We start from the raw sequence: 11004 nt of genomic DNA, 5'->3' as shown, positions 1-11004 counted from the left end.
GTAGTGATGTATCTGGTTATCCTTAAGTGAAAGTATCGGCTGGAACCACGGGCTTATTCTGTCTTCCTCAAGAGCGTTTTTAATCCGATCCTTCCATTCAAGCCTTGAGTGCATCTGTTCTAAAACACGATCTTCCGATAAGTACAGATGACAGCAGTTTCCCTTTTTTTCCTTTGCCCGATACAGAGCAGCGTCAGTTTTGGTTAATAACTCCGATGTAGAACTGCCATGCTCCGGATAAATCCCTATGCCTATGCTGACCGTGGAAGAAATCGGTATCCCGGCAAAATGTGTTTTCTCTATCTTCTGCCTAACCTCTTCGGCCAACCTGATTCCTTCCTCTTTATCTCTTTCAGGCAAAAAAACTCCAAATTCATCGCTTCCCAGATAGCCGATTATGCTGGCGCTACTCGTATAATATTTTATTAAATCGAAGTTTATGACAGTGTCTTGGATAAGCACAGCAAGACGATGTAAAAGTTCATCTCCAACGGAGTGCCCGTAAATGTCGTTGATTGACCGGAACTCGTCAACATTAATTAAAAGAAGCACGCTGGTTTGATTTGAAGTACCTGCCTGAGATGTTAAATTCTTAAACAACTCCATAAAGCAGGTGCGGTTGACAAGCTTTGTGATCATGTCACAGGAAAGAGAAGTGAAGTTTTCGAAATTGTATTGCTGAGAGCTAGGGTTATTTATATTTCTTTTCATTACAATCCACTCAGTCTTTTATTTGTTGTCTTCAAAAAAAGATATGTTTTGAGTTTCTAATACATGAAAAGCAAATATTGACTTACTATAACGGAAAATCATCAAAAGGTCATTAGTTTTTTGAAATTAGAAATATAACAATTAAAAAGAAATAAAAAAACCAACCATTTTTAGGTTGGCTTGGTAGCAATTTAACGAGACTGAAGTCCCGACAAATACTTTTTTATCGGTATGATTCACGGCGATGTCTAACTCGCATTACTCGTACAGCCTTTGCCTTTTCATCAATTTCGTAGATAATTCTATAGACACCGACTCTGATCCGCCAATCAGTTGCTGAGCCTGATAATTTACAGCATCCACGAGGTCTTGGATTTTCAGCTAAAGTTTTTATATGGAGAATAATACGATTGAAATCTTCTTTTGGAATTTGCTTTAATTCTCGCTCTGCTGCCCGCTCAAGATAGATTTCATACACCGGTCTGATACTCCTCTAGAAAATCTTCCAATTTTCTAAATTTGAGCGGTTTCTTTCGCATTTCCTCCAGTAGCTTCAAATCCTCAGCGTCTTCTAGCCGTTCTAACATTTCTGAATAATCCTTTATGTCCAAGATTACTGCCGTCGGTTTACCCTCTCTAAGAATAATTTCAAAAGGTCTTTTTTTGCTTTTCCCTTTCATTACTTAAAGCCTCCTTAAAAAATATTATTGTTATGTTAAAAAACTATTTAAATTCCCCTTTTTTATTTTGATACCCTTAACCCATATTAAAATTATAAAGGTAGTTAAGAAATTACCTTATAATTATTAGCCCTTTTGAAGGAGCTACTTTAAACATAGGGTGAAAAAGAAAGCTTGTCAATATAGCATAGGTTTATTTAAAAAAATATCTCCTTCTAATCTATTTGAAATTGAATTTTTCACAATCTAATAAAAGATCAGTTTTTTAGGTATAGTCACCAGATGGACACTAAACCCAAAGTGCCCACTCGGGAAAAGTTATTGGAGTCCGTGGCTCCATTCTGGTGTCCATATAGTGTCCATGACATAGCTAAAATGGCCTATTTTGACCTCACAGAACCTAAGTCAGAAACAATGATATTGTTTCTATATTTCAGTAAGTTACAAGGGTTTTCAAAGAGTTGTAAAAAATGGTCAAATCGGATTAGGAATCCGCCGCTCTATCCTACTGAGCTACGGGCCCACGAAACAATGGGGGTCTTAATAACATTCAAATTTGTGTAATGTCAAGCAATGAGCAGCTATTTGCTGGAAGAAAATACGATGTTGCAGGGGTTATAATTCTCCTTCTATTTCCCCGAGTTTTTTCCCCCTTGTTTCCGGAAATGTCCAAACCCATGCGCCTGTAAGGAGGGCAAAAAGCGCTGCGAGGGATATGCCTCCGCCGAGCCCGTACCTTCCCGCAATCACCGCGATAATAACCGGAGTGAAAAACTGCACACCCCTTGCGAGATTGAATGCGGAACCCATTGCCGTGTTCCTGATATTGGTCGGGAATAATTCCGAGAAAAGGGCGCCGAATCCTCCGAACATTCCTGTGCCGAATCCGACGAGGAACATGAAGGCAAGTATTAATGACGGGTACATGGCAATGACATTCCACATTAAGGTAATCATGACAAGGCCAAATGCCATGCCTACCGAATAGATTGAATATGCTGGTCTCCTGCCAAGCCTGTCTGCAACAAAACCGAAAGTGAAGTAGCCTAAAAATCCTCCTGCCTGCGTCACCAGCATCCAGATAGCGGATTTAGCCAGGGAAAACTGTCTCTGCTGATGTAAGTATCCCGGAAGCCATGAATAGGTGAACCAGTAAGCAGACATGTCGAAGACAGCGAGGATCAGCGATTGGATGAAGAGCATCCTGTATGCTGCGGAAAATAATATTACAAACTTGTTCCCCTTTTCACCTTCAAGTGCTTCCGGGGACATTGTCCCTGAGGCAACAAGTTTCTTCCTTTCAAGCCAGACATCCGACTCCGGGAGTTTTTTCCTGATAAAGATTACTAGAAGGGCAGGGAGTACTGAAACGAAGAAACTCATCCTCCAGCCTATTACAGGAGCCACAAAACCGCCGACAACCGATGCAAGCGCAACTCCAATGGGCGCACCGGTTTGCATGAATGCGCAGTATTTGCCGCGCACATTCGCAGGGAATGTTTCGCCTATGTAGGTCTGCCCTGTCGCCCATTCGCCGCCTACGCCAAGCCCTGTGATGATTCTGAAGATCAGGAGCAGCTCGATATTAGTTGCAAATCCGCTTAAAAAAGTTCCCACGCTGTAAACGATTATGGTCCATTGCAGGACGCTTTTACGTCCATAGCGGTCTGAAAGTATCCCGAATATGACTCCTCCCACTGCTGTTGCAGCAAGGGAAGCACCAAGAACGTATGAGAGCATCACATCGTTGAGATGGAGTTCCTTTCCGATTGGGATTAGAAGAAAGGTATATAAAATGAGATCATAGAAATCAAAAACCCAGCCAGACCAGCTCATCAGCAGTATTGCATAGTGCTCTCTGGTTGGTTTTTCATGTTCATTGAGAAGTCGCGGCTTCATTTTATTTTTTAACAGCAGTTAACAGTCCTGAATTCCTGTAAGCTCCGCTTAAATTTTTCATGATTTTGTATTTTATATCAATGAATCCTGCATCCCGCATCCATTCTGTCATTTCTCCCTGTGAACGTGCGTCGCCTTCTTTTGTCTGGAGCAATAGGATGAGCGAGAATATGGATGGGAATATTGGACCAGACCTGTCATCGTAAATGACAGACTCTGTCACAAGGAAGAGTCCTCCGCTGGGAAGGTAATCGTATATTTTTTTGACTATTGCCCTGCATGTTTTTTCTTCATAGCCATCGAGTATCCCTGATAGAAGCGCAACATCTGCACCTTCCGGGAAAGGGTCAACCAATATATCTCCCGGCTGGAGTTTCACTCTGTCTCCAACTCCGTGCTCGGCTACTATGTCTTCAGCAACTGCGAGAACAAAGGCACGGTCAAACACTATGGATTGAAGGTGGGGATTTTTCTTAAGTGCCTCAACTGTCAGTATTGCGGTGCCGCCCCCGACATCGAGCATTTTTTTGTATTTTGAAAGGTCGACTATCTCGGCAAAGTCTTTTGCTATCATCTGGCTGTAGTTATGCTGGGACATCATGGCTTTTCGCGCAAATTCCTTTGTGCTTGCCACTGCCTTGATTATGTCATCAGATTTTCCTTCCACCGACGGATGGAACTCATCTTTTTTTATTATCTCTTCAAGATTTCCCCATGGCCCGTAAAGCCTGTCGTTCAATGCGTTTATATGATAACCGAAATATAAAGGCTTACCTGCAACAAGATACTCCTCAGCCACTGCGGAGTTGGAATATTTCCCGTCTTTCTTTTTTAAAAGCCCGAAAGCCGCACAGGCGTTAAGTATCCTGGTGAAAGATCTCTCAGGAAGCTGAAGTTCTGCGGCAAGTTGAGAGGCAGATTTTTCAGATTTTGAGAGCTTTGTATAGACATCGAATTTTACAGAAGTAAAAAGGACCTTTGACACAGAGAATCCGTATGCGACTTTTATCAGGTCATCAAGTTTTTCCATTGTCACCCTCCACTTGTAGTGGGGTGAATAACTCTACGGGTTAAATAAGTCAATACGATTGTCAATTGTTTTGCTTGAATCGTTATTGATTAGATGGCCGGTGCATGTTACTGGTTGTCTGGAAGACAAAAAATAAGAATAGATGTGTTAGCATATGGATGAACGGGTAAAAATTGGAATCAGCTCCTGCCTCCTGGGAAAAAATGTGAGATATGACGGCGGGCATAAATTGGACAAATGTCTTATAGATGCTTTCGAAGGATTTGCTGAATGGGTGCCTGTGTGTCCTGAAGTTGAATGCGGCTTGTCTGTCCCGAGAGAAGAAATGAAACTTGCCGGAACTTCTGATTCTCCACATCTTGTCACAGTAAATACTAATATAGATTATACCCAACTCATGCAGGAGTGGATGGAAAAACGTCTCGCCGTCCTTGAAAATGAGAATCTCTGCGGATTTATCTTCAAGAGCAACTCGCCAAGCTGCGCATTGTATGGAATTAAGATTTTTAATGAGAGTAGAATAGCTGAAACAAATGGGACCGGTATTTTTGCCTCGAAGTTCATTAAGCATTTCCCTTCCATTCCTGTTGAGGATGAAAAAAGACTTCAGGATGAGGAGATAAGGGGAAAATTTCTTGCGCGAATATTGAAGTTTGCCAGACAGTAGCTTGGACATTCTTAATATGTAAGTTTTTTACGTTTTTGTTATTCTGCGCTGTTCCTTAATCTATAGTTGGCTACGGTTTCCTTTGTGTTCTTTATGGTAAGCGCATTGTAGGCTGATTTGGAAGATGATTCCGGCTTTCCTATGGTATGTCCATTGTACTTCTTGTTGGGGTTTGAAAAATAGGTTATGTTTGGTCTTACGTAACTCATTATAGTCCCAAACTGTTTTTTATAGGAATATCCGTAGGAATAAGAGAATATTCCTGCACTTGTAGCATTAGGCCTGTCATGCTGACACCCCATGTTATGTCCCAGCTCATGGACAAAGGTCCTTTTATCGCAGTATAGTCCTTGTGTGTAATTTCTTACTTCAACAACTGAAAACCCCCATGTGGAATAATAATTCTCTAAGCCAAGCATCATGAATCCTGTGCCGCAGCTTGCTCCGTCATGATAGACCCTCATGAGGCACACCAGATCAGCCTTATAATTGTCCCTTATTTCATTAACAGCGGGATCAGCATAAAAATAATATAAAGCTTCACTAATATCTACGTTCTCATTTGCTTTTGCATCTTTATAAAGCTCGCTATGAGCGAGCCTCAACTTTAAATTTACATCGCTGTTCTTATATCCGCTGTTTGCAATATCCACAAAATTCTGTATCTGTGCTTTTAGTTTCTTCCCAAATTTCTTTTTCATCTGCTTTGTGTAAAGTACAAGAACATCTATCTCTTCACCGCTGTCAGCCTGTAAACTTCCCGCTCTCTTTGCCTGCGTCTTTTTGTTTTTAATTTCCGGAACCTTCCCGCCATCACACATTGGCAGCGCTTTGGAATAGTCTTCTTTTACTACAAGATAATTCCCACTCTCCGGTCCGATAGAATAAGTTTCTCCATTAATCTCAATATGTCCGTACAAGTAGCCGTCTGCCACTGTCATGACAACAGTCGAAAGCCTTTTTCCATGGACTTTACCAAACCATGTGTAGTCGCCGTTTTCCCGTTGTTCGAGAGTGTCTTTTTCAAGTATGACTTTTTGCCCGGGGAGAGGCGCAGATATCTTCTTTCTTTGCCTGCCCGCTGGTTCAATGAGGGAAAAATCAACTGCAACACGCATCCTGTCATTATTTGTTGATTGGCGCAGATTCTTATCTTGTTTGCTATCCGGTATTTCATAGAAGAGACAGGGTGTTTCTCCGGCTGAGATCACATCAGCCTGGATCACCTGAAAGATCATGAACAGGATCAGACATAATGTGAATCTATATCTGGGATCTCTTATCATCATAGTTAATATTAAGATTTAATTACGCAATTATCATGCTATTTAAAATATTTCAACAGATCTGCTGAATCCATTAGAAATATTCTGGTTAATTATTTATGTAAATTCTTACATCAAAAGCTGGCAAGTTTCTAAAAAATTTTTTAAACATTGAGAAATTTTAATAATCTTTTATACATAAGATTTTGTAAGGATGATAAAGAAGGATGATAAAGAAAATGGAAGATGAGCTTAAGGAAGAGGAAAGAAAAATAAGACGGATGCGGTTTTTAATTAACCTTACGCAGTCCATCATTATACAGTCAGACCTTTCCCTTCGTGAGGTATTGACGCTGACCGAGGAAACCAAAATGGCTGTGCTTGGACTTTTCCCTGACAAGGAGTCTGTCTACGACCTTATTTATGCGCCAAGATTCTCAAGGCTGATCTATGAAAAATATGGGATCAGCAAAGATTTAACAGATGCGATAAATTAAAATATGGAACGAAGTATTTACGAATTAAAAAACATCTCCATTGAACGTTGCACGCCCCCTTCCTCTCCGAAGAACATCTTGTAGCCTTTGACTCCCGGGTCGTGGTCGACAACGGTTTTCAGATAGTCCGCATATTTATTGTTTGCTTCTTCCAGAGATGATCCGGCGAGAGGCTTTGTGCTTTTAGCGAGTTCGCAGAATTCGCCTAGATATTCCCGGAACAATTTTAAGGCTTCACCATCCTGAGCAGATGTGATCTTTGCCTGGCATACAGCTCTTGAAAAAACAGTCTGTATCTGGTCGCCGCCGGTCCTGGTCTTGTTTTTAAGGAGATCCGGATATTTGTCCCTTATCTTTACGAGCCTGTCAAAGAATTCCTTGTCCCCGGGTCTTTCTCCTTCCCCTGTCCTGTGGACATCAACCATGAACATCCTCTTTCCACCCATGATAACGCATTCAGCCGACATTACCGGAAGGTCAAGCTCTATGCGGGGGCGAAGGAAGGTGGAACGCACACACATGTAAACCGGAAGATTTATCCGCAAGAATGTGATGCGCGTGAACTTTTCTGCGCTGAAAATATTGCCATCCATCTTGATCAATGGCTTGAATAATATTTTCGTCGGTCTTTCTGGGAATGGATGAGTGAGGCTTACAGGGTTAAGAGTGAACTTTTTTTTAAGCTCCGCTATTGCTATAGAGTGTATATCCTTTAATGTTTCCATTAATGTTCCTCCTCAAGAATTATTGATTAAAATTATATCCTGTTCAGTTATAAGAATTCAATCAGTAAAAATAGCAATAAAAAACCAGTTCTTCCTAATTTCCTTGTCTGAAAAATTCAATTCTGTTATTAATTAATCAATTTAACAGTTAACAAGTGAGTTATGGTAACAGCCTTTTCTAATATTCTTCTAACTTTTACCGGATTCCATGATCCATATTCTCCTGGCTTAATAGATGGGCAGGAAGAAGAGGGACCGATTTTATCACTTCTCAGAGAAAAAAAATTTGACCGGGTTATTCTTATTTCAACTCCAAAAACTATAGAAATTACTAAGAAGACTAATGAAGCGATAAAAGAAAGATTTAAGGGAATTGAAACACTCACCAAACATTTGAACGTTTTTGATCCTACTGATTACTCTCAGATATTAACAGGGCTTCGCATAATATTTAATGAAATAAACAGCAATACAACTGATACAAAATATTATATTGCGATTGCATCAGGGACACCGCAGATGCACGCATGCTGGCTTTTATTGACAGCGAGCGGAGAGATTTCGGCAACAATATTAAACATCAAACCTAAACGTTTTGCTACGGATGAAACTCCATTAGTAACTGAAGTAGATATAACACTCTCTGAATTTCCAGATATACAGCCTAAAAAGCTCACTGAGCTTGTCATACATCAGAGCCCTGACGAGAAGGAAAACAAACTTTCTTATATAATGGCTAGAGAAGGTATTATTGGCAAACATCCTACATTTATCTCAGCTATTGAAACCTCAGTTATATTAGCAGAACCAGATATTCCTATTTTGCTTCTTGGCGAATCAGGAACTGGAAAAGAAGTTGTAGCAAATCTTATTTATAGGTTTAGCAGCAGAAAAAAAGATCCTTTCGTTGCTGTAAATTGCGCGGCAATCCCAAAGCAACTTGCGGAAAGCTTCCTATTTGGTCACAAAAAAGGGGCGTTTACCGGTGCATTGCAGGATCAAGCCGGAAAATTTGATGTTGCAGACGGCGGTACGCTTTTTCTCGATGAACTTGCTGAACTGAACTTTGAAGTTCAGGGAAAACTTCTCCGTGTATTGCAGGATGGGATTGTGGAACCTTTGGGAAGCAATAACAGCCATAAGGTTGATGTGCGAATCATTGCTGCGACAAACTGTGATATAAACTCAGCCATTTCAGAAAAGAAGTTCAGGGAAGATTTGTATTTCAGATTAAATGTCGGTGAAATAAAACTACCATCTCTTCGTGAGAGAAGGTCTGATATTCCATTGCTTTCACTTTATTTCTTAGATCAATTTAATCAGGGCTTAAAAGTTCCTAAGTCATTTTCACCAGAAGCTCTTGCGTTTCTTCAATGTCAGGATTGGCCGGGGAATACTCGTGAATTGAAGAATGTTGTACATAGGGCAGTCTTAATTTCTAAGGATAGGCTTATAGTTCCTCAGGATTTGAAACCGAGCCAATCAAAGAAGGGTGACAAATATTTTGAAAGTTTGCCTGAACCTTATCCCGGATTTCTACTGGATAACACGCTATCAGATATCCGAAATTATTTTTTTGCAAAAGCATTAGAAAAGGCAGGAGGTCGTTGCAGTGAAGCGGCAAGGCTTTTAGGTGTTTCACCTCAGGCAGTAAGCAAGTTTGTGAAAGCAAAAAACCAGTTATGAAGTTAATTTATTTTAATAAGGTGGTTACATTAAACCTGAGTTGAAGAATTTAAACTTTGGTTGATGCTAAAAAAGCTTTTCTTTTTTACGGCTACGGGAACTAATTGTTTTTTAACAGGTTACTTGAATCAGTCTACTTGGCATGTGTATTGCAATATAAAGATCACAGACGGGAATGGTAATAAGTATAAGGGAGAAAATATAATGTTAACAGAGTTACGAATTGAAAATTTTAAAGCTTTTGGGAAAGAACAGAGGATTCCAATAAGACCAATCACTCTTTTATTTGGTCCAAACAGTTCAGGAAAAACGTCAGTGTTGCAGTCTTTATTGCTTTTAAAACAGACTGTAGATGATAATAAAAACTATGATGAAGCGTTAAAGCCTGTTGGGGAAATAATAGATATTGATGATTATTATCAATTTATTAATAACCATGATATTAATAAGCGCCTGTCCATTGGATTCAAAATAAGTACAGATCATGATTTTAATTTTGGACTTAGTTTTTTTGAAAATGAGGATATGTCAAGTTTTTGTGATGAAGAGAATAATCTGATTGCAGATTGCAAATTTTCATTTATTTTTTCTAAGTCAAAAAAAATAGAATTAGAAGATTACTCATTCTCTGTTGCTAATATGATATTAGGTTCATACCGCATGAGTCATGTTGATAGTGATAAGGAATTAAACGATGCAGTTTTTTATAACTTATTTGGTGAATATAACTCTTTTTTAAGACTCAAGTATTTAAACGATAAACATCCACTGATAGAAAGAAACTGGAATGAATTTAAGAGTAAAATAAAGAAAAAGTTAAAAGACTTGAATAGAGAATTAAATAAATTAAATTATTTGCTTAAAAATAGTAAAAAAAATGACAGAAAATCCTATGCTGAATTGTCCAAAAGAAAAAAAGAAATATGTAACATTTTAGTTAAAATTACTAAATATTCATTTGATGATTTTTTGAATGATTTAAGTTTAAATTTAAACAACACAGCATTGTTGGCATATCATTTTCTTCCATGCTGGGATAAATATTCAACAGATGATGTATTTGAAATTATTGGTGATGCTGCTGATGCCTATAGTAAGGATATAGGGATAGAGCAAACAGAAGACAATGGGATTGGAAAGATAGCATGGCGAGTGGGAAAAACATTAGGAGAAAAATTAAATAAAATAATTTATCTTGGTCCTGTCAGGCAGGTCCTTGAAAGACAGTACAAGTATTCTGGAGAGTTTCCGTCTGGTGTGGGGAAAATTGGTGAGTTTACACCGACAATTTTACTTAATGATAAAAGAATATCTAGGAAAGTTAATAAATGGTTAGAAAAATTTGAGATAGCCTACAATCTGTCTGCAAATATTTCAAAAGATCAAAATTTTAGAAATTTATTTTGTATAAATTTAATTGATAAAATAAATAATATAAAAGTTAGTCCAACAGATGTTGGTTTTGGTATAAGTCAGTTGCTCCCAATAATAGTTCAGGGAGTTTTATCAACAAATAATTTAATTCTAATTGAACAACCTGAATTACATCTCCATCCTCGTTTACAGGCTGAGATAGGAACTTTCTTGGCTCACTGCATAAAAGAAAAAAATCAATTCATTGTTGAAACTCACAGTGAACATCTTATTTTGAGATTACAAAAATTAATACGTCAAAAAGTTCTCAAGCCTGATGATGTATCTATAATTTATATAAGTAAGGAAAATGATGGTTCCAAAGCGCAGCGATTGCACATTGATGAGGAAGGTGATTTTATTGATGAATGGCCTGATGGCTTTTTCCCGGAACGGATGGATGAGATTTCTTAGAGGAATGCAGATATGCT

Annotated in this window: 11 protein-coding genes; 4 read left to right on the top strand and 7 right to left on the bottom strand. The window is 38.8% G+C overall.

From position 1 onward, the window contains the following. The 5 genes from HZA77_10840 to HZA77_10820 all read right to left on the bottom strand — a co-directional run. The coding region (locus HZA77_10840; protein ID MBI5375923.1) for a diguanylate cyclase at positions 1 to 711 on the bottom strand (711 nt) is incomplete at its 3' end. A 223-nt stretch (positions 712 to 934) separates the two neighbouring features. Further along, positions 935 to 1189, bottom strand: a complete 255-nt coding sequence (locus tag HZA77_10835; protein ID MBI5375922.1) for a type II toxin-antitoxin system RelE/ParE family toxin — start codon at positions 1187 to 1189, stop codon at positions 935 to 937. Then, positions 1182 to 1391: a type II toxin-antitoxin system Phd/YefM family antitoxin gene (locus tag HZA77_10830; protein ID MBI5375921.1), complete on the bottom strand. Its 210-nt coding sequence runs from the start codon at positions 1389 to 1391 to the stop codon at positions 1182 to 1184. Before HZA77_10830 ends, HZA77_10835 begins: the two co-directional genes overlap by 8 nt. 615 nt (positions 1392 to 2006) lie before the next feature. Further along, complete coding sequence (locus tag HZA77_10825; GenBank protein MBI5375920.1) at positions 2007 to 3290, bottom strand: MFS transporter; 1284 nt, start codon at positions 3288 to 3290, stop codon at positions 2007 to 2009. A 1-nt stretch (position 3291) separates the two neighbouring features. After that, positions 3292 to 4320 (bottom strand): methyltransferase domain-containing protein, encoded by a 1029-nt coding sequence (locus HZA77_10820; protein ID MBI5375919.1) that lies wholly within the window; start codon positions 4318 to 4320, stop codon positions 3292 to 3294. Positions 4321 to 4474: 154 nt separating this feature from the next. Between HZA77_10820 and HZA77_10815 the strand changes: the two genes are divergently transcribed. Then, positions 4475 to 4987 (top strand): DUF523 domain-containing protein, encoded by a 513-nt coding sequence (locus tag HZA77_10815; protein ID MBI5375918.1) that lies wholly within the window; start codon positions 4475 to 4477, stop codon positions 4985 to 4987. A gap of 38 nt (positions 4988 to 5025) precedes the next feature. On the opposite strand, the gene HZA77_10810 is transcribed toward HZA77_10815, so the two are convergent. Further along, positions 5026 to 6276, bottom strand: coding sequence for a hypothetical protein (locus HZA77_10810; protein ID MBI5375917.1), 1251 nt, complete (start codon positions 6274 to 6276; stop codon positions 5026 to 5028). 215 nt (positions 6277 to 6491) lie between these two features. On the opposite strand from HZA77_10810, the gene HZA77_10805 reads away from it, so the two are divergent. Continuing rightward, a complete protein-coding gene (locus HZA77_10805) occupies positions 6492 to 6749 on the top strand; it encodes a hypothetical protein (protein MBI5375916.1) in 258 nt (85 codons plus the stop codon). Positions 6750 to 6766: 17 nt separating this feature from the next. On the opposite strand, the gene HZA77_10800 is transcribed toward HZA77_10805, so the two are convergent. Then, positions 6767 to 7474: a hypothetical protein gene (locus HZA77_10800; protein ID MBI5375915.1), complete on the bottom strand. Its 708-nt coding sequence runs from the start codon at positions 7472 to 7474 to the stop codon at positions 6767 to 6769. Between the two features lie 162 nt (positions 7475 to 7636). Between HZA77_10800 and HZA77_10795 the strand changes: the two genes are divergently transcribed. Both HZA77_10795 and HZA77_10790 read left to right on the top strand, forming a co-directional pair. Next, positions 7637 to 9160, top strand: coding sequence for a sigma-54-dependent Fis family transcriptional regulator (locus HZA77_10795; protein MBI5375914.1), 1524 nt, complete (start codon positions 7637 to 7639; stop codon positions 9158 to 9160). A gap of 204 nt (positions 9161 to 9364) precedes the next feature. Continuing rightward, complete coding sequence (locus HZA77_10790; GenBank protein ID MBI5375913.1) at positions 9365 to 10987, top strand: DUF3696 domain-containing protein; 1623 nt, start codon at positions 9365 to 9367, stop codon at positions 10985 to 10987. Positions 10988 to 11004 lie beyond the last annotated feature (17 nt).

The sequence above is a fragment of the Candidatus Schekmanbacteria bacterium genome (genome assembly GCA_016219965.1).
Classification (GTDB): Bacteria; Schekmanbacteria; GWA2-38-11; order GWA2-38-11; family J061; genus JACRJM01.
Note: the sequence above shows the minus strand (reverse complement) of the source record. Positions and strands in the feature narration are given on the sequence as shown.